Source organism: Helicobacter sp. (genome assembly GCF_017502485.1).
In the GTDB taxonomy this organism is placed as follows: Bacteria; Campylobacterota; Campylobacteria; order Campylobacterales; family Helicobacteraceae; genus Helicobacter_B.
This window is the reverse complement of the sequence record NZ_JAFVUX010000038.1, coordinates 1-19428: the sequence shown is the minus strand read 5'-3', so window position 1 is coordinate 19428 and position 19428 is coordinate 1. Positions and strand designations below refer to the sequence as shown.

General features: G+C 43.6%; 19 protein-coding genes. 15 read left to right on the top strand and 4 right to left on the bottom strand.

The window, feature by feature from the left end:
- Positions 1-8 precede the first annotated feature (8 nt).
- Positions 9-467 carry a Fur family transcriptional regulator gene (locus IKB69_RS08045; RefSeq protein WP_290948170.1) on the bottom strand — a complete coding sequence of 153 codons (459 nt, stop codon included), beginning with the start codon at positions 465-467 and terminating at the stop codon, positions 9-11.
- A gap of 146 nt (positions 468-613) precedes the next feature.
- Between IKB69_RS08045 and IKB69_RS08040 the strand changes: the two genes are divergently transcribed.
- The 6 genes from IKB69_RS08040 to IKB69_RS08015 all read left to right on the top strand — a co-directional run bounded on the left by IKB69_RS08040 (position 614) and on the right by IKB69_RS08015 (position 5600).
- On the top strand, positions 614-1978 hold the full coding sequence (locus tag IKB69_RS08040; RefSeq protein ID WP_290948168.1) for a methyl-accepting chemotaxis protein: 1365 nt from the start codon (positions 614-616) through the stop codon (positions 1976-1978).
- Between the two features lie 45 nt (positions 1979-2023).
- Positions 2024-3961: a PBP1A family penicillin-binding protein gene (locus IKB69_RS08035; protein ID WP_290948166.1), complete on the top strand. Its 1938-nt coding sequence runs from the start codon at positions 2024-2026 to the stop codon at positions 3959-3961.
- 25 nt (positions 3962-3986) lie between these two features.
- Positions 3987-4184, top strand: coding sequence for a hypothetical protein (locus tag IKB69_RS08030; protein ID WP_290948164.1), 198 nt, complete (start codon positions 3987-3989; stop codon positions 4182-4184).
- The gene (locus IKB69_RS08025) at positions 4138-4755 is read left to right on the top strand and encodes an FkbM family methyltransferase (RefSeq protein WP_290948162.1); all 618 of its coding nucleotides are present in this window, start codon (positions 4138-4140) and stop codon (positions 4753-4755) included. Before IKB69_RS08030 ends, IKB69_RS08025 begins: the two co-directional genes overlap by 47 nt.
- Before the next feature lie 76 nt (positions 4756-4831).
- Entirely contained in the window at positions 4832-5137 is a 306-nt protein-coding gene (locus tag IKB69_RS08020) for a hypothetical protein (protein WP_290948160.1), read from the top strand.
- Positions 5067-5600, top strand: coding sequence for a hypothetical protein (locus IKB69_RS08015; RefSeq protein ID WP_290948158.1), 534 nt, complete (start codon positions 5067-5069; stop codon positions 5598-5600). Before IKB69_RS08020 ends, IKB69_RS08015 begins: the two co-directional genes overlap by 71 nt.
- Positions 5601-6137: 537 nt before the next feature.
- On the opposite strand, the gene IKB69_RS08010 is transcribed toward IKB69_RS08015, so the two are convergent.
- A complete protein-coding gene (locus IKB69_RS08010) occupies positions 6138-7640 on the bottom strand; it encodes an amidohydrolase family protein (protein ID WP_290948156.1) in 1503 nt (500 codons plus the stop codon).
- A gap of 97 nt (positions 7641-7737) precedes the next feature.
- Here IKB69_RS08010 and IKB69_RS08005 point away from each other — a divergent pair, with 97 nt between their 5' ends.
- From IKB69_RS08005 to IKB69_RS07965, 9 genes are all read left to right on the top strand, one after another.
- The gene (locus IKB69_RS08005; protein WP_290948154.1) at positions 7738-8565 is read left to right on the top strand and encodes a threonine/serine exporter family protein; all 828 of its coding nucleotides are present in this window, start codon (positions 7738-7740) and stop codon (positions 8563-8565) included.
- On the top strand, positions 8565-9131 hold the full coding sequence (locus IKB69_RS08000) for a threonine/serine exporter family protein (RefSeq protein WP_290948152.1): 567 nt from the start codon (positions 8565-8567) through the stop codon (positions 9129-9131). The genes IKB69_RS08005 and IKB69_RS08000 overlap by 1 nt, the downstream gene beginning before the upstream one ends.
- Positions 9132-9387: 256 nt before the next feature.
- A complete protein-coding gene (locus IKB69_RS07995) occupies positions 9388-10758 on the top strand; it encodes a DEAD/DEAH box helicase (protein WP_363240430.1) in 1371 nt (456 codons plus the stop codon).
- Entirely contained in the window at positions 10755-11690 is a 936-nt protein-coding gene (locus IKB69_RS07990) for a branched-chain amino acid transaminase (RefSeq protein WP_290948150.1), read from the top strand. Before IKB69_RS07995 ends, IKB69_RS07990 begins: the two co-directional genes overlap by 4 nt.
- 15 nt (positions 11691-11705) lie before the next feature.
- Positions 11706-12800: a prohibitin family protein gene (locus IKB69_RS07985; protein ID WP_290948148.1), complete on the top strand. Its 1095-nt coding sequence runs from the start codon at positions 11706-11708 to the stop codon at positions 12798-12800.
- Between the two features lie 20 nt (positions 12801-12820).
- Entirely contained in the window at positions 12821-13537 is a 717-nt protein-coding gene (gene hisIE, locus IKB69_RS07980; protein ID WP_290948146.1) for a bifunctional phosphoribosyl-AMP cyclohydrolase/phosphoribosyl-ATP diphosphatase HisIE, read from the top strand.
- 129 nt (positions 13538-13666) lie between these two features.
- Positions 13667-14209 carry a DUF2393 family protein gene (locus IKB69_RS07975; RefSeq protein WP_290948144.1) on the top strand — a complete coding sequence of 181 codons (543 nt, stop codon included), beginning with the start codon at positions 13667-13669 and terminating at the stop codon, positions 14207-14209.
- A gap of 3 nt (positions 14210-14212) precedes the next feature.
- Positions 14213-15928, top strand: a complete 1716-nt coding sequence (locus IKB69_RS07970; protein WP_290948141.1) for a bifunctional anthranilate synthase component I family protein/class IV aminotransferase — start codon at positions 14213-14215, stop codon at positions 15926-15928.
- The gene (locus IKB69_RS07965) at positions 15925-16506 is read left to right on the top strand and encodes an aminodeoxychorismate/anthranilate synthase component II (protein WP_290948139.1); all 582 of its coding nucleotides are present in this window, start codon (positions 15925-15927) and stop codon (positions 16504-16506) included. Before IKB69_RS07970 ends, IKB69_RS07965 begins: the two co-directional genes overlap by 4 nt.
- A 33-nt stretch (positions 16507-16539) precedes the next feature.
- On the opposite strand, the gene efp is transcribed toward IKB69_RS07965, so the two are convergent.
- Together efp and IKB69_RS07955 are read right to left on the bottom strand one after the other, a co-directional pair.
- Entirely contained in the window at positions 16540-17103 is a 564-nt protein-coding gene (gene efp, locus IKB69_RS07960) for an elongation factor P (protein ID WP_290948137.1), read from the bottom strand.
- Positions 17104-17228: 125 nt separating this feature from the next.
- Complete coding sequence (locus IKB69_RS07955) at positions 17229-19214, bottom strand: 6-hydroxymethylpterin diphosphokinase MptE-like protein (protein WP_290948134.1); 1986 nt, start codon at positions 19212-19214, stop codon at positions 17229-17231.
- Positions 19215-19428 lie beyond the last annotated feature (214 nt).

Below are 19428 nucleotides of genomic sequence, written 5' to 3'. Positions count from 1 at the left end.
CCAGTGCGCTAGTCTTTAATGTGCTGCTGGCATTTGTGGCAGATGACAAATAGGCGCATATCGTGGCTTACAAGCTTGGCTTTATGAGCTTTGGCAACTTCGATTTGGCGGGATTCTATCTCTTCATCGACAAATTCTTGAATATCACCACAATGCAGGCAAATGATATGATCGTGGTGTTCCTTTGCTGCGATCTCGTAGCGTCTGCCTGTTTTGCCCGGCTCTAGCGCGGTGATAAAGTGCTCTTTCTCCAAAAATCCTAGAATCCTATACACAGAGGAAATACTTGTAGATTTATCGCGCACGCGCAAGTTTGCCGCGATTTCTTCTGGGCTTAAGTGCGTCCCACTCTTGTAGAGCACACTAATGATCTCTTCGCGTTGTTTAGAGTTTTTTAATCCATGTTGGCGGATAGAAAATCGTAACCGCTTAAGGATGGACTCAAGAGTTTCGAGACGATTGTTCATACACGACCTCGCAATATTAAATATATTTTAGGAATTATAGTTTATTTTTCGCAAATAAAAAAACTTTTTTAAGGTTTGATAGGCTAGAATCTCTACATAGATCCACTTCCAAAAGACTACAACATCACTTATTAAAGGGGTTTTCAATGTTTGGTAGCGCAAGCAGAGAAGTCAAATTGACTTTGCAGAAGCAAGAAGAAGAAATACGAAGACTTAAGGAGCAGGTTGAGCATTTTAAGAAGATAGCGAGTTTTTCCTTTGAAGAGGCTCTTATAGGAGTAAAAGATGGCGAGATAGTGTTTAAAAACCACGCTGCCCAGAATTTCCCAGATATTGATCAATTAGTGAGCACACTTAAGCCCGGGCAAGATCACATATCGACACAGGCACATAGCCTACATGCGAAGAGCGAGAACATTGATGGCGTGATTTTTTACCGCTTTGTAGAGGTGGATCCTAGATGTGATAAAGGCGATGGTGGGGTGGATTTGTTTGCCTCGTATCACAAGAGTTTAAAGGGTGGTATCACAGATGCACAAGCGGCGTTACAGAGCATCCTTGAAGAGACACGACTGCTCTCTGCAAAGACTGAAGAAAATGAGCAAGTGAGCTTTGAAGTGCGTCAAAGAAGTGAGAATGTAGAGCAAAGTATCAACTGCTTATATGAGCGAATGCAAAATGCCACTGAGCTTGTAGCTTCACTTGCACAGCGTAGCAATGAAATTACCAATGTTGTTTCACTGATTGATGACATCGCTGAGCAGACCAATCTCCTAGCACTTAATGCCGCCATTGAAGCAGCGCGTGCTGGTGAGCACGGGCGGGGTTTTGCTGTTGTCGCTGATGAGGTGAGAAAGCTTGCAGAGAAAACGCAAAAAGCCACCAAGGAAATCGCTATTGTTGTAAAATCTATGCAACAAGAAGCAAGCGATATTCAAACAAGCACTGAAGAGACCGCTGGTTTCACACAGGAGGTAAAATCTGGGATTGATGAAATCTATTCAATGGCAAACCAAACACTTGTCTCTGCGCGCCTTGCGAAATATGCTGTGCAGATCTGCGATAGCCAAATATTCTGCACGCTTGCCAAGCTTGATCACGCGGTGTTTAAAAATAATCTTTATGCTCTACTATTTGGTGTGTCAGATAGCTTCAATCAAGTCCCACATACCGCCTGCCGTCTTGGGAAGTGGTATTTTGAAGGCGATGGTAAGGCAAACTTCAGCGAGACAATGGGGTATAAGAAAATCGACGCGTTCCACGCTACTGTGCACGATGATGCAAATGCCTTGGCACAAAGCTTGCTAAACGCGACTAAAGCGACACCGAAATCCTTTATTGATGCCAAAATTTCTTCTATGGAGCGGGGGAGTGATGGTGTTATGGCAAGCATTGATGAAATGCTTACAGAAAAAGTCACGCAAATTAAGCAAGCCATCAAAAACTGCGATGCTTCAGTTCCGCAAATGCCTGAAGAAGAGCAGCGTGCAGATGAGGCAAATCCTACTTAAATCTAGTTTAGCGAGCCTTAGCCCGCTGGCTTGAAAGCTTCTTGAATGATCAAAAAAGCTCTGTTTTCTCTCATTATCCTTACTACTTTCATAGGTGTTGCCTATGTTGCACTTCTCTATAAAGATCTAAGTGCAGATATTGACAAAGTCAAGCACTATACCCCAAAGCTTGCAAGTCAGATTTATGACAGGAAAAATCGCCTAATAGCCAATGTGTTTGACACAGAGTTTCGGTTTTATGCCAAGTTTGATGAAATACCGCCGCGTATGATAGAAGCTCTGCTTGCCATAGAAGACACGCTATTTTTTGAGCATAGCGGGATTAATTATGATGCCATCATACGCGCTATGGTAAAAAATATCAAAAACGGACGCTTTGGGGAAGGGGGAAGCACGCTTACTCAGCAGCTTGTCAAGAATGTGATACTAACACGCGAGCGCACTTTTAGCCGTAAGCTTAAAGAAGCCTTGCTTACAATCCAAGTAGAGCGCGTGCTAAGTAAGGAGCAGATTTTAGAGATTTACTTAAATGAAGTATTTTTTGGACATGGGTATCACGGCATTAAAACTGCTGCTCTTGGCTATTTCAAAAAACCATTATCAATGCTAAGTCTTAAAGAAATCGCTATGTTAGTAGGGCTGCCCAATGCTCCTAGCATCTATGATCCTACTAAGAGGATAGATTTTTCTCTAGCGCGTGCAAATGATGTGATCCGCAGAATGTATGATCTAGGCTGGATTTCTAAAGAATACGCACAAAGTGCGCTTGCAGAAGTACCTGTTGTGTATAATCAAACCTTGACTCAAAATATCGCACCCTATGTTACAGATTTCGCGCTCCGCCAGCTTAGTGATATAAAAGATATTAAAACGGGTGGCTATACCATTAAGCTTAATATTGATTTAGAGTATCAAGCTCTAGCGCAGCAAGCTTTGATCAATGGCTACAATGGAATCCAAGCGCGCTTACAAAAAGTCTCTAAAAATGCTAATGCGCAAGAGCAAGATGATCAGAGTAAAACAGATACATTTAATGGTGCGATGGTTGTTACAGATACGCGCACGGGTAAGATTCTAGCCCTTGTTGGCGGAGTGGATTTTGCTAAAAGCCCCTTTAATCGTGCCACCGATGCAAACCGCCAAATCGGCAGTAGTGTGAAACCATTTATCTATCAAATAGCTCTTGACAAGGGCTACTCCACTGCGACAAAAGTCCCTGATGCAGCTAGAGATTTTGATGGCTATCGAGCAGGTAATGTTGATAAATCTTTTCGCGGACTTATTACTTTGCAAGAGGCGTTGATGTTCTCGCGCAATCTTGCTACGCTAAACATTGTCCAGCTTGTGGGCTTTAATGCTATCTATAATGGTTTGTTAGAGTATGGGTTTAAGGATTTAAATGCAGATATGACTATTGCCATTGGCTCACTTAATGCCACACCGCTAATGTTATCGCGTGAATATTCGATATTCTCTAACTACGGCACGCGTGTCGATCCTATTTTAATCGATAGTGTGATTGATATAAATGGCAATGTCTTTACCTATGATACTAAGCAGGCTTCTATCATTTCCACTGAGCAGGCATTCCTTGGGATTTCTATCTTGCGTGAAGTAGTGGCAAATGGCACGGGCAGGCGTGCGCGAGTCAATGGTATAGAAGTAGCAGGCAAGACAGGTACGACTAATAATAATGTAGATTTTTGGTTTTGCGGTTTTACGCCTGATGTGCAAGCGATCGTGTGGTTTGGGCGCGATGACTCTAAGCCTATTGGGCAGTATGAGAGTGCTGGGCTTGTGGCAGCACCAGTGTTTGCAGAGTTTGTGGGTAATATTTTGAGGCTTGATCCAGCTCAGCGCAGGAAATTCCCAGTACCAGAGAATGTCGGCTCAAAAATGCTCGATAAGTATAGCTTCTACTACACAAGCACATCGCCTCTGCCAAGTGGTTCAAATACTGCAGTAGGGCAGGATTTGTGGTGAGAGACTAAGGATTTAAGGAGATAGTATGAGAGTGCTGCAGGGTGTGAAGTGGCTTTTGCGCACACAATTTCCAAGTACCTATGCCTATCTAGCTACGGCATATAATGAGCATATTAAACGCTATGGTGTAGTCTCTTATGCCCAAGAAGGGGAGGATTTAATCGTGCGAGAGATTTTTGCAGCTAAAAACGGGGGGGGGGGGGGAATGCACCCTAGATTCTAGGCTAGAATCTAGCATTAGGGATTCTAGCTCGGGTTTTTATGTCGATATTGGCGCACATCATCCGTTCCGTTTCTCCAACACTTATGCGCTATACAAGCTGGGCTGGAGTGGCATTAATATTGATCCTATGCCAAAGAGTATGGAGAAATTTAGGCGGTTTCGCCCTAGGGATATAAACTTAGAAATCGCTATAGGAGCGAGCCAAGATATAAAGCCTTATTATATCTTTGAAGAAAGGGCATTGAATACTTTTGATCAAAACCTAGCACATGATTATATGCGAGCTAGTCGCCTTGTTAATATTGTTTCTATCCCTTGCTATCCTATCAATGCAATTTTAGCACGCTATGCTAGTGCGCCTATTGACTTGCTAAGCATTGATGTAGAGGGGCAGGATATGGCGATTCTCTCCACACTTGATTTTGCAGCATACGCGCCTAGAGTCGTGCTAGCAGAATCTTTTAGTCAAGATCTTGCGCGTGATCCGCTTGTGGTCTTTATGCGGACAAAAGGCTACAATCTGCTTGCAAAAACAACGCGCACTTGCATATTTGTAAGAGCTAGAACCTAGTAGGTAAAAAGACTTTGGACTAGGGGGCGTGGATTTTGCTAGAATCCACTTTTACTTCTTGCTTAAAGGATTGCAAATGCTTGCATTTATCAAACGCTTTATCAAAGCACTTATCCCAGACCCACTTCTGCATAGATGCTACTACCCATATCGCTGGCAATTGCATAATGCAAGAGTGCTGGCTAAGGAGTATAACCAACTAGAGAGCATGCAAAAGTGGCAGTGTATAAATAAGCACGGCGAGCCACTTGCGTGGATCACCTACCCCTGTTTAGACTACCTAGAGGGCTTGGACTTTTCGGGTAAGAAAATTGTGGAGTGGGGGGGGGGGTTACTCGTCTTTATATTGGGGGAGAAAAGCAAAGTTTGTTGTAAGTATTGAGAGTGATAAAAAGTGGTATGAGCGCATCGCGCCTAGAATCTTGCCTCATAACAAAATCTATCTAAAAGAGAGCATTTTAGTCGCAGATGACTTGAGCGATTATGCGCGCTTTCCACTTAGCCTTGGAGAGAAGTTTGATGTTATAGTCATTGATGGCGGTGATATTAATGGCATAAATACACGCCTAGAGTGTGCGAAAGCTGCCTTAGAGCTACTTGATACAAACTCACCACAAGGGGCTATGATTATCGTGGATAATGCTGATTGGCATAGTGGAGTTACTCGGTATTTGCGAGAGTCTGGGCTGATACAGGTGGATTTCTCTGGATTTGGTCCCATTAATTGCTACACTTGGAGCACATCGATTTTCCTTACAAGAAACTTCGCCTTCACACCAAAAACCCCAAAACAGCCACAATACTCTATCGATGCTCTGCATTATGAGTTTGATGGTACAAGCTAGTAAGTGGATGCCACGCAAGCTTTGCTAGCGTGCTTACTGCAATGGTAGCAAGTAGATTCTAGCTTTTCTCTGTCGTTGTGAGCTGATTTATCGACGCGACAATCCAAATTTTGCTGAAGTAAAATGTAAGTAAATCAATGGCACACATAAAGCGCGCAATCTTAAAAGCGTCGCCCCACCCTTGGCTTTGGCTTGCTTGTTTAAGTGGTAGCTTTAGGAGCGAAGCAGACTTTACACTACCAAGTAATAAAAACACGCGTTTGAAATAAACGCAATGTGTGTGTAAAGAAGCCGATAAGAAGTAGCATTGCTAGGTAGTCATGTCCTCATTTTTGAAGAAAATTTATCTCAAGTAGCACTAGATCTAGCACCAATGAAAAAAGAGTAAAAAGGTAGAATCTACTTTAAAAACCTAGATTCTAATGTCGCAAGTGGATTCTATGGATTGCTCCGCACGCAAGCTAGCTGCTCGCAATGACAGCGCGCGCTAGATTACCACGACTTGGCTAGCAAGTCTTGCTATAATAAAAATAGATTCTAGCGCACTTGCTCACCATTGATAAGCAGCTTATGCACCTTATTTGCCAGTAGGATAAAATGCACCTCTGGCTGGGTAGAATCCATAATTCCATCAATGGCAAACACCGCCATATCCGCACTCCTCCCACTCTCCAGCGTGCCATTAGCAAGTCCTAGGGCTTTGGCATTCCCTCTTGTGGCTGCAAGTAAAAGCACGCGCGCTAAATCTTGCAAGTCATACTCCATACCAAAAAGCCCCGCGCGTAGCTCATCGAGCATATTGGTATTGGCATTAGAGCTTGCGCCATCAGTGCCTATGCCAAGATTTTGCATAGAATCTAGCTTTTTTAGATCAAGCATAGATCCGCCAAGCAGGCGATTAGATCTAGGGCAGGTGATAATAAAGCCCCCATTTTGAGTGAGCAAAGTGGATTCTAGGCTACTTAGGGCAGTGCAATGCACAAAAGATGCGCGCATAGAAGAAAAAAGCTCCATAAATTCCTGTATAGTGTAGTAAGGAGCTGGACTAGGGACATTCAGCGTTTGTGTGTAAAAATCATAAAACCACCCTTTAGGGGCATTTGCATCATCTTTAGATTCTAGCCATAGTCGCTCGGCATTAGATTCTAAAAAATGTGCGCTAAGTGTGCAAGAAGTCTCGCAAGGATTGATGATAGCGTGTGTAGCAGGCTTTGTTTGAAGCTTTTTATCGTAAGTTTTTTTATCAAATGCTTCTTTAGCAAAGGCGATAATATGCTTTGCTAGCACGCTATGCACAGAATAAGGTGCGTGTAGGGCAACTGCTGGGAAAAATCTCTTAGAAGCCAGCTCTTTGGCAGCGAAAAATCGAGCCTTAAAATCCGCTAGTAGCATATCAAGTGTTGCGGGGTTTGTCCCAATGGCTTCGCTAAAATACACCACTTTTAGTGCGCTTTGTGCTAGGGCTTGCATATCTGCGCCGTAGCTAGAGATAGCCCCCACACTCCCCACACCAGAGTCGAGCTGCTGGGCTATGGTGGATTCTATGGATCTATCCATATTTGCTAGCACGCCATCGCGCTTGCTCATAACGCTTGCAAGCCAACTTTCAAAACTCCCATATACAAAGTTTGTAGAGTTGCTACTAAACTCGAAATGGATATGAGCATTGATTAGGGCTGGGAGTAGCACGCAATCTGGAAAAAATTCTGTTTGGAGCGTTGTGCTTGAGCGATAAATAGGCGGTTTCTCGCCACAAAGCGCAGCTTTTTTAGAAATCCTAGAGTCCTTTGCCCGCTCGCTTAGATTCTGAGCGATGCTAGATTCTAGGAATTGACCAATCACGCTGTTTTTTTCATTACAAGCAGATTGCAAATCCGCGTGGCAATCCACCTTATAAGATTCTAGGGTATATTTTTCCACAAGCCCCCTATATCCCCCCACTTCCACAATCCGCTCACCCTCATACACCACACCGCCATCATGGATAATGCTAAAGTCCCTATCGCAAACAAACACCACACTCGCGCCAATGATTTTCATCACCACCCCTTAGAGCAACTTAGTTTCTACTTTATAGCTTATGCAATCTTAATAAAAAATACATTACAATCCGTGCAAAACGCACGCTGGAGTCGCTATGAGTAAGACCCAAACCACAAGAGGCTCTCTCCCACAATTGCCACAAAATTCTCTGCAAAAACCCCCAATAGAAGAGATATGCGACTTTCTCTGCGCTTATTCTAGCGCATTACTACAAAGCGGAGCCTACACTGCACGCGTGATTAAATGCACTAATAGAATTGGACATAGCTTTGGCTATGAAGTGCATTTAAGCGTATTTTTGCAATATATCACTATAAACATCGCTGATAAAAAGAACTATAACAATCGACGCACACAAGTGATCAAAAATATGCACCTAGGTATAAATCTCTCTCTTATCTCAAACCTTAGCGCATTAAGCTGGCAAATCTATGATGAAAACATTTCTTTAAAAGAAGCAAAAGAGCATTTTGCCTATATTTGTGCCAAAAAGTCGCACTCTTTGCTACTTGGTGCGCTGCTTATTCCGCTGGGGAATGCTACATTTTGCAAGCTCTTTGATGGGGACTTTGGCGCACTTTTGTGTATTTTTGTGGGGACTTTTGTGGGGTTTTTTATGCGCAATTTCTTCCACAAAATCCGCCTAGACAACCGCGCACAATTACTCTTTGCCTCTTTTATCGTCTCTTTTGTAGCCTATATTGGTGTGTGGTTAGGGCTTACTCAAACACCCGGCGCAGCCATTGGCGGAAGTATCTTGTATCTAATCCCGGGCGCACTCATTTTAAATGCCTTTGTCGATATTATCCACGAAAATACCCTTATGGGCATTAGTCGGCTTATCAATATGATGGTGCTTATGGTATGTATTGCAGCAGGCGTGTATCTCACGCTAGCTATCACTAATGCAAGTGTGCTGTAATGCTAGAGCTCTACCCACATATCCAAGAAGTACTCTACGCTAGATCGTGGCACGACTCCTTGCTTGTAGAAATGCTTATGGATTTTATCTTCGCCTTTATTGCGGGGCTTGGCTTTGCTTATGGGCTAAATCCACTGAAGCGCACGATTTTCTGGAGTGCACTTTTTGCAGGACTTGGCTACAATATCCGCTTTGGGCTTATGCAGCTGCCTATTTTTAGTTTTGTGGGGGCGAGCTTTTGTGCAAGCTTATGTATAGGGCTTTTGGCAATTGTGGTGGCAAAGCGTGTCAAGTCTCCCATAGAAGTGATTGTCTTCCCATCTCTTTTGCCGATGTTCCCCGGAAGCTATGGGTATAAAAGCATCCTGTCTCTGCTCTCATTTGTGCAGCAACGCGATGATAAAGCGCGCTTAGATTATTTGCTGCTATTTTTTGACAATTTTACCATTATGTTTTCTGTTTCTTTGGCGCTTGTAGCAGGCGTGCTTATAGTGTTTTCCATCTTTTATGAGCAAAGCTTTATGATGACTAGAGGGATTAAAAAGCTCTCTATGCGCGATCATTGATGCTCGCTAGCCTAGAATCTACGCTGAGTTGTTTAGATTCTAGGCTATGGTAGAATCTAGGCTTTCACTAATTGCGCTATTTTGTCATTGCGAGTCGATTATTGGCGTGGCAATCCACAACAATACCCAACGCACAGCTCTTAAAACTCTATATCTAGACTATCTACTTCGTGCTAGGGTGCGCTATACTAAGAAATTTATAAGTCTCACAAAGTATAATACGCTATTTCATAAGATTACGATTTAAAGATTCATAATGCAGACACAACCCCGATACTCACAAGACCAAAGCTTTAACGATTTAGGATTGAAAAAATCAGTGCTTCGAGGTGTAGAGCTTGCAGGATTTAGTACACCAAGCCCTATCCAAGCCCAAGCAATTCCTGCAATCTTACAAGGGGGCGATCTTATCGCTCAAGCGCAGACAGGCACAGGTAAAACCGCTGCTTTTGTCCTACCTATTTTGCATAATCTCCGCAATAGCGGTGAAGTAGAAGCTCTTATTATCACGCCTACAAGAGAGCTTGCTATGCAAATTAGCGATGAGGCTTTTAAGTTGGGCAAGTTTTGTCGCACGCGCACAATTTGTGTCTATGGTGGGCAGAATATCAAGCATCAAATTAGCTTCTTAGATAAAAATCCGCAGATGATGATTGCCACACCGGGCAGATTGCTAGATCATTTGAAAAACAACCGCCTGCGTAATTTCTCACCACGCATTGTTGTGCTTGATGAGAGCGATGAAATGCTTGATATGGGGTTTTTGGACGATATTGAAGAGATTTTTAGCTATCTGCCAAGCGAGATTCAAGTGCTACTCTTTTCGGCGACTATGCCAAAACCTATTCAAGAGCTAGCGGACAAGATTTTACTTAACCCTACCAAAATCAAAATCACCCCCACAGAAGTGGCGAACACTGACATCGCACAACGCTACTATGTCATCAACGATAATGAGCGCAACGAAGCCATCATCCGTTTACTTGATAGCCAAACTCCTGCGCGCTCTATTATTTTTACTCGCACCAAGAAGGAAGCCGACACGCTAAATACTTTTCTCGGTGCGCAGGGCTATGCTTCTGTAGCTTTGCACGGAGATTTAGACCAGCGTGCAAGACGCGCAGCGATTATGGAGTTTAAGAACAGAAGCGTGCAGATTCTAGTCGCCACAGATGTAGCAAGCAGGGGGCTTGACATTAGCGATGTGAGTCATGTGTTTAACTACCATATTCCACTCAATCCAGAGAGCTATATACACCGAATAGGGCGCACAGGGCGCGCGGGGAAGAAGGGTGTGGCGATTACACTTGTCTCGCCTTTAGAGTATAAGGAGCTACAAAGAATCCAAGAAGATGTGGGTAGCAAGCTAGAGCTCTTTGAGTTGCCTGTCAATATCGCTAAAAAGCTTGATGACTTGCTAGCCACTGATATTTCACAAGAAGCCATAGATACTTACAATCAGTTAAGCGAGCAAGCAGAGCCAGCGCAGCTATGTCTAAAGCTTTTGACACATTATCTAGAACATAAGCGCGCGAGCTTGCCTGTAAGCTTGTCTATGATGGATTCTAGTGATAAACCGCAACGACCTCGACATAGATCCCACAACAAAGCAAGGAAATCTCGATGAAAGAATCAAGCTATATTTGGAAAAACGGCGAACTTATCGCTTGGAAAGAAGCGACCACGCATGTCCTAAGTCACACACTACATTATGGAAACGCTGCTTTTGAAGGCACAAGGGCGTATATGACCCCTAAGGGTTTGGCGATATTTCGTCTAAGAGAGCACTGCGCTAGGTTGCTACGCTCGTGCAAGATCTTGAGGCTTGCGTGTCCTTACACTCTAGAAGAGCTAGAATCTGCGCATATTGAGTTGCTTAAAGCAAACCGCGCGGACTTTTCTGGTAATGTCTATATCCGCCCGCTTGTGTATTTAGGTTATGGGGTTATGGGAGTGGCACATATCAATGCCCCTGTGGAGACAATTATTGCCGCGTGGGAATGGGGTGCGTATCTTGGCGAAGATGGCATAAACAATGGCATAAAGGTCAAAACTAGCTCCTTTGCGCGTAATCCTATTCGATCTACTATGGGCAAAGCAAAGGCTGCTGCAAACTACCTCAACTCCCAAATGGCAAAATACGAAGCGCTAGCTTGTGGCTGTGATGAGGCACTGCTACTTGATGAGCAGGGCTTTGTCGCTGAAGGAAGTGGGGAGTGTATTTTTGTCGTGCGAGATGGCAGGCTAATCACTCCACCACACGATTACACGCTAGAGTCTATCACACAAGCTACGACTATTGAGCTTGCCAAAGATTTGGGGTTAGAAGTGCTAGAGCGTCATATCACGCGCGATGAGCTGTATGTGGCTGATGAGGCGTTTTTCACCGGGACTGCTGCTGAGATCACACCCATTAGAGAGGTAGATTTTTACACAATTGGTGCTGGTGGAACTGGAGAAATCACCAAAGCTCTGCAAGCGCAGTTCCACGATTTAGTGAGTGGCAAAAAAGAGCAGAATCCAAAATATGCCGGATTCTTAACATTTGTTGATCAATGAGATGAAAGGATTACTATGCCAATAGATTTAAATGAGCATTTGCGTAAGAAGAACCAAACTCCACCCAAAAATAGCGATAATGAGAGTAGGGATAATCGTAGGCAAGACAATGGCAGGAGAGATGATAGAGGTGCGCCGCGTGATCCATTTGGACAGGGTTTTAGTATCCCTCCAAATCTAGCAAGTAGCAGGCTTATCACCATAGTGCTTGTGGTCATAGTGCTTGGGGTACTCTTTTTTATGGCTCGTCCTTTTGTCATCGTAAATTCTGGGGAGACTGGGATTAAAGCAACTACGGGTCGCTATGATCCAAAGCCGCTTGAAGCTGGAATCCATTTTTTTATCCCATTTGTGCAAAGTGTAATTATTGAGGATACAAAGGTGCGTGAGGTGAATTTTTCTCGTGCAGATGATATTTTGGTGGGCAAAAATCGCGGGATCTTCCGCAACAACGCCATTGATACAATGGATAGAGATGGCTTGCAAGTGCTTGTAGAGCTAACGGTTAAATATGTCCTAGATAGTACTAAGGCACCAAGAACCATTGAGAAATGGGGGCTTTCGTGGCAGGAGAAAATCGTCTATCCAGCGATCCGCGATGTGGCTCTAAGTGTCATTGGGAACTATCCTGCCCAAGAGCTACCGGGTAAGCGCGGTGAGATCGCCCAGCTCATTAGCAGTGGCATTAGGGAGAAGATTGAGCAGTATGAAGATCGCCCAGTCAATCTTGTCTCTGTGGAGTTGCGTGAGATCGTGCTACCACCTAAGGTAAGAGAGCAGATAGAGGAAGTGCAAAACGCTAGGCAAAAAGCTCAGCGTAGACAGCAAGAAGAAGAGGGTGAGGCTCGTGCTAATAGAATCAAAGCCCAAGGTGTAGCTGATGCCAAGCTCATTGAAGCGCGTGCTGTGGCAGAATCTAATAAACTTGTAGGGCAGAGTTTAAATAACCAGCTAATCCAATTGCGCCAGATTGAAACACAGGGTAAGTTTAACGAAGCCTTGAAAGAGAACAAAGATGCGCAGATTTTCTTACTACCGGGTGGGGCTGTGCCAAATATTTGGGTAGATAGTAAAAATCCTAAGCAAAACTCCGCAGTATCTGGCAACTAGCTAGAATCTAAAGGGCAGGTATGGCAGATCGTATAGCGATGAGTGGTGAGCTAGCTAGTAGGCTTGATTGGGATAAATCGCCACTAATCCCAGCGGTTGTGCAGGATTCTAGCACCAAAGAGGTCTTAATGCTTGCTTTTATGGATAAACAGGCACTGCAGCTTACGCTAGAGAGTGGTTATATGCACTACTTTTCTCGCTCGAAAAATCGTATTTGGAAAAAGGGCGAGCGTAGCGGACACACACAAAAGGTAGAATCTATCGCGCTAGATTGTGATAATGATGCACTACTATTTTCTATTACGCAAGTGGGGGTTGCCTGCCACACAGGACATAAAAGTTGCTTTTTTCACAAGCTAGATGCCAGCATCGCTAGCACACTAGATTCTAGCTCTATCTGTGCTAGCGATCTCTCTCAAGTCTATGGCGTTATGGATACGCTTTATCACACACTTTTAGAGCGCAAGAGTATGCCAGAATCTAGCTCTTACACTGCTAGTCTTTATGCAAAGGGTGTCAATGGCTTTGGCAAAAAGATCATAGAAGAAGCTGGTGAGGTGCTCCTAGCACTAAAGGACAAAGATTCTGCGCAGATTGTCTATGAGTGTGCGGACTTGCTCTACCATATCCTTGTGGGGCTAGCTTACTATAATATCCACCCTGAGCAAGTGCTAGCTGAGCTACAAAGACGCTTTGGACTTAGTGGGCTAGAGGAGAAGGCTAGGCGCGGCAAGTAGCCTTACTGCTTGCTTTGTGGATTGTGGCTTGGTAGCTGGGCTAAGCTACATTGCATTTAGCAGATGTTATGATTGTGTTTTATGGAGATAATACACTAGCCTAAGAGTGGTAGTTTAGCAAGGGTGATTATGGATTTTGCGCAGAATTTTCTCGGGCTTAAGGCATTGATAGCAAGCGCGTCTATGCATATCAAAACACCAGAAATAGCGGTATTTGGGCTGTTTTTCTTGGTATTTGTGTTGGTGTTTTTCTTTTCGCTGATTTTTTGGCGGTATCGCTTGATTTTTGCACTATGCTTTTGCTTAGAGGCGTGCATTTTGGTGCTTGCTCCCTTTGGGGTGGCGTTTATTATGCGTAATTTTCTCTATCCCATTAAGGTGAGCTACACGCATTTCGCACCCTTTGTCTATACAAGTGGGTTTAACTTTGACCTAACGATCCGCAATCTTAGCAAGAAGCTAACCATCAAAGAGTGTATGCTGACCATCACGCCCCTGCGCGATAACCCTAAGCAAAGCCTGCTTATCACCTTGCAGGATAAGTTTTTGCCCCTTAGTGCTTACACACAAGTGCTAAATCGTCAAATCAAGCCCAAAGAAAGTGCGCACTGGAGCGGGATTGTCGATAGGTATGTTGGCAAGAATTATAGTGCGATGATTGATTGCCACTAAGCTATGGAGTGCGTCGTTGGTAAGTGGTGCTACTATGATTGTGCCATAACGCTAAAGGCATATAGTCAAAAGCAGAGCAAAGAGCTTTTCGCCTATGTAGAATCTAACAAGCATACATTGTTTTTTGTCGGCTATGTGGAGTATGAGTTCTATCGGTATTTGCGCGATTGGAGCTATAAGAGTGTAAAGCCTTATTGTGTGTTTTATGGCTTTAGGCGCAGGAGACGCTTTATTAGAGAGTTTGTATCTCAAGAGCGATTTGCTCCAAGTGTGCTGTGTCCCCTTGATGAAGCGCGCTATATGCGCGATTTTGCCTTGGTCAAAGATGCTATTGCCTGTGGGAGAAGCTATGAGACAAATCTCACCCAAGAGCTAGTCTTTAGCACAAAACTAGATTCTAGCACGCTTTTTCACTTGCTTTGCGCTAGGCAGGATACGGCGTATAAAGCCTTTATCCCAGAAGAAAATGGCGCGATTATCTCGCTCTCTCCGGAGCTGTTTTTCTCTCTAAAGGGCAGGTGCATTACTACAAAGCCGATGAAAGGCACAATGCCAAAAGGTAAGGGGAATAAGCGCAAGCTCGCTAAAGATGGGAAAAACAAAAGTGAAAATCTAATGATTGTGGATTTGCTTCGCAATGATCTAGCAAGGATTAGCAAGCCAAAAAGCCTGCGTGTAAAGCTTTTTAGCATAGAGTCCTACCCCACACTCTATCAAATGACCTCTACTATTCAAGCCACGCTAAAAAGGCGCGTTGGATTCTATGATATTTTTGCCGCACTCTTTCCTTGTGGCTCAATCACAGGCGCACCAAAACAGGAGACAATGAAGCTTATAGAGAGCCTTGAGAAGCGTGATAGGGGGATTTACTGCGGGAGTATTGGCGTGGTGCATAAGGAGCGCGCGAGCTTTAGCGTAGCCATACGCACTTTGCATAAGAGTGGGGAGAACTGCTGCTATGGTGTTGGTAGCGGCATTGTCTGGGAGTCTAGTGCGCAAGAAGAGTGGCAAGAGCTTGAGCTAAAGACGCAGATTGTGCGCGCTAGAGAGTGCTGCTTGTTTGAGACAATGCTACTGCAAGGTGATAAAAGCATTGTGCTATTTAAGTATCATCTACAAAGGCTGCTAGATTCTGCTAGGAAGCTTGGCTTTGAGAGCGGGCGTATTGGCGCATTTGCGCGTAAGTTTAATGGGCTAGAATCTACTTGTAGTAATGATTTTTTAAGCATTGATAGGGAGCTATTTGGGGATTCAAGTGCTCAAAAGTCATCGCCTAAGCAAGTTTTACGCCTAGTGCTGCATAAAGATGGCACACTAGAATCTAAAGCCACTCCTTTGCAAGACTCTACAAGCACTCGCTTGCTCCTTAGCCCAACCACGCTCCAAAGTGCGAGCGACTCGCTCTATCATAAAAGCTCTTTGCGCGCAGTTTATGACACACAAAGTCACTTGTGGAGAGAGAATCACTGCTATGATGTGGCGTTTTTCAATGAGATGGGCGAGCTGTGTGAGGGTAGTAGAAGCAATATTGTTGTGCGACAAGGTGTTAGATTCTACACGCCAGCCCTTAGTAGCGGACTGCTAAATGGCGTGTATCGGCAGTTTTTACTCCAAAAGGGTGCGATACAAGAGCGCGTACTCTATGCTAAGGATTTAGAAAACGCTAGCGCGATTTATTGTATCAACTCTGTGCGAGGGGCGAAGAAGGTGGAGCTATGAAGCGCGTGCTAATCATTGACAACTATGATTCTTTCACTTACACAATCGCGCTGTATTTTAGGGAGCTTGGCTATGCTTGTGAAGTTGTCCAAAGCGATGCCTTTATGCGTGCTAGCGATTTGTCAGCTTTGCGCTTTTCTCATCTAGTGATTTCTCCGGGTCCAAACTCTCCTAAAGAAGCTCGCTTTAGCGTGGAGGTGATTAGGTATTTTAAAAAGCGTAAGCCAATTCTTGGCATTTGTCTAGGGCACCAGTGTATCGCCTATGCCTTTGGTGGGGAAGTCTCTAAGCTCTCTACCCCCACCCACGCCAAAATCCAAACCCTACACTATGTAAAATCCCCCATTTTCACCAAGCTTAAAAAGCGTCCTAAAATCTGCTTGTATCACTCGCTTTTTGTCAGCCACTGCCCTAAAAATTGCAAAGTCATAGCCTATGACAAAAGGGGCGTGATTATGGCTATCGCGCATAAGAAGCTACATATTTATGGGATTCAATTCCACCCAGAAGCGATTTTGAGTCAATGTGGGAAGCAGCTATTAAAAAACTTTATGCGCTTAAAAGCTTGTGATCACTAGCAGAGATAGCCCTAGATTCTAGGGCTATGGGAGTTATTTCACCTTTTCGACATATTCGCCTGTTTCGGTATTGACGCGTATGCTCTCGCCCTCTAAGATATGGAAGGGGATTTGCACCACTGCGCCTGTCTCTAAAGTCGCAGGCTTTTTGCCAGCAGAGGAAGTATCGCCCTTGAAGTTTGGAGGGGTTTCGATGATTTTTAGCTCGACAATTTGCGCCACATTCACAGAAATCGCTTTATTATTATGTAGCAGCACCTGCACGCTAGAGCCATCTAGTAGCCATTTTTTAGCATCGCCTACTTGATCGTCATTAAGCGCGATTTGTTCATAAGACTCTGTATCCATAAATTGATAATATTCCCCATCGTAGTAGAGATATTGCATAGGCTTTTCTACAATGTTTGGTTCTTCGCATTTATCACCAGCGTGGAAAGTTTTTTCGATTACTTTGCCATCGAGAAATGACTTGATTTTCGCGCGCACAAATGCCGCGCCTTTGCCCGGCTTTACATGTTGGTATTCTACGATTCTATATGGAATTCCATCGATTTCGATTTTCAAGCCCTTTTTAAGCTCGCTCATACTAATTGCCATTGTGCGTCCTTTACTTTAGATTCTAGTGGAAGTGCGCATTATAGCAGATTTGGGTATAAAGCTGGCTTTGCTTGGCAAACCCAAAGCGCAGCAAGAGTGAGATAGATTCTACTAAGCCCTAGAATCTAGTAGCGTGATATAAGCATTTTGTAGCGTAAAAGCATCTTATCTAACGCACTCGCAATAAGAGTGCGTGCATCATTGAAAAATGCTTGGATATTGTTGTTTGGGAGATGCAAGGAGGCAATCATTAGATTCTGGCAAATGTGGGCGATTGTGCCCTCAAAGAGAATTCCCACATATGGCGAACTAGCACTCTTTTTTGCACAAATGCTAAAAACTTGATCCACCCAGACAAAGAGCTCTTGCTTGCTACTAATAGTGCGTGTAAGCATAGAGGAGAGCTGCTGCTTGTAGTCTTCTATCTCTTGGAGATAGAAATCCCCACGGCAGTCGCTAAACACAGCGTGCAAATCTTGTGTAAAGTAGCTTTTGATGAGTTTTATGTATTTGGACTTTTTATTCTTCTGCAAGGTAAACTCGCTAGGATGCGTGGGGCGTGCACCATCGATATACGCACCCATACCTAGATTTAAGATAGTTTTTGGCTTATAGGTTTTAATGGCTTGAGAGAGCATTTGAGCAGAAAGCAAGAATATGGAATCACTATAAACTGCATAATTTTCTGGCATAGATTCTAGCATCGCTTGATTTTCGTGGTCAAAATTTGGGCGTACAGGGATTGCGCCTTTAGGGAGATTCTCTAGGCTAAAGGATGTTTCTTTGCCATAAGCAGAATCTTTAGCGTGCTTGCTAAAGCCTAAAATATAGCCACAATCAAGCCCGCACATCAGCACTTCGCTCCCTAGCTGGCAGGCAAGTGCGAAGCCGGCATTTCCCACAAATGGCGCACAAAACTCCATTATATAAGGACTTTTAAACATATAGCCACTAGCACTGCCCCCACGCATAAACACATAGCATTCATTTGCCAAGTTTAGCGCGCTAGGATTTATCATATTACCACAGAGTAAAGGTGTCTTATCAAGCACTGGGTGTAAATATTCTGCTAGATAGTCTATGCGCTCTATTTCTATTTGGAAGTCTGGCTCAATGCCTGCGCGTTTTAGCGGAGTGATTGCTGTACCGCAGCTAAAAATGATCATATTTGCTTGATTTGCTTTGATAAAATCTAAGCTAGAATCTAAGCTTGCACCATTGCCTACCACGCAAATTGGCATATCTATACGCTTGGGATTGCGCAAAAAGGCATTACGATTTTTCTTGCTTGGGAGATTTTCTAGGGTATTTTGTATGCCTATTATCTCATCTTCAAAGCTCCCCCATCCGCGTGCATTACTCAAATACTCTTCATTGACGACCTGCATAGCAGAATCCATTTTAGGACTCTCATAGAGATTAAGCTCAAGGCGCAAGAAATTATTAGTGATTTTCTGCCTAGCAAAAAAATTGCGGATAAAGAAGCGATTGACCAAATCTTTGACAAACAAATAGCACGCTCCATCACTTACACTCTCAAAAAGTTTAGGATAATCCACAAAATAGCAACTAATGCGGAACATATCTAAATTTTCTTCAAAAATTAGTAGCGAGTGGAAAAACACCCCTCGCTCACGCAAAAACTCTAAAAACATCCCCCCAAGTAGTCCAAAAATACTAGTAGATGGCAAGAAGTCCTTGCTTAAAAAGTATTCTTTCACACCATTGTGAGTAAAAAGCAAGTCGATGAAGCCATTGCACACTTCAGCAGTGATAGGAAGCTTTTGCGTGTCCATTTTGTCAAGGTAGATTCCATTTGAGTGGATATGCCATTTATCATTTTTCAAAGGTGATAGACTTAGGTTTTCGTTGATAGCTACCATTTGTGAGTAGCCGTTTTCTACAGGGTAGATAAGCTCATTGTTTGAGAGATTGATAATATTGATCCCTTGGGTATTAATGATGAGATTGTAGTCAGTTGGGTCGTTTTTTAGCGCGTCAAAAAGCTCTGGAGAAGTTTTGTGGAAATACTCCATATTTCGCACAAATCGTTTAGAAATCTCCTGTTCTAGGGCTTTGGCATCATCTGCTTTTAGGAGAGAGAGTAGCATAGAGAACCTTGTATAGGTGAGTGTTGTATTGAGACATTGTAGCATATTTTATTTATGTGGATTATTTACACAAAGCAGGCGGTAGGAGAGAGTATAGGCGATAATAAACACTACACAAGTAAACATAAGGGCAAAGGTATTGGCATAAAAGAATGTCGCTAGGATAATAAAGGGTGCATTGGCGCAAATAAGTATGAAAGAAGTCAAAGGATTG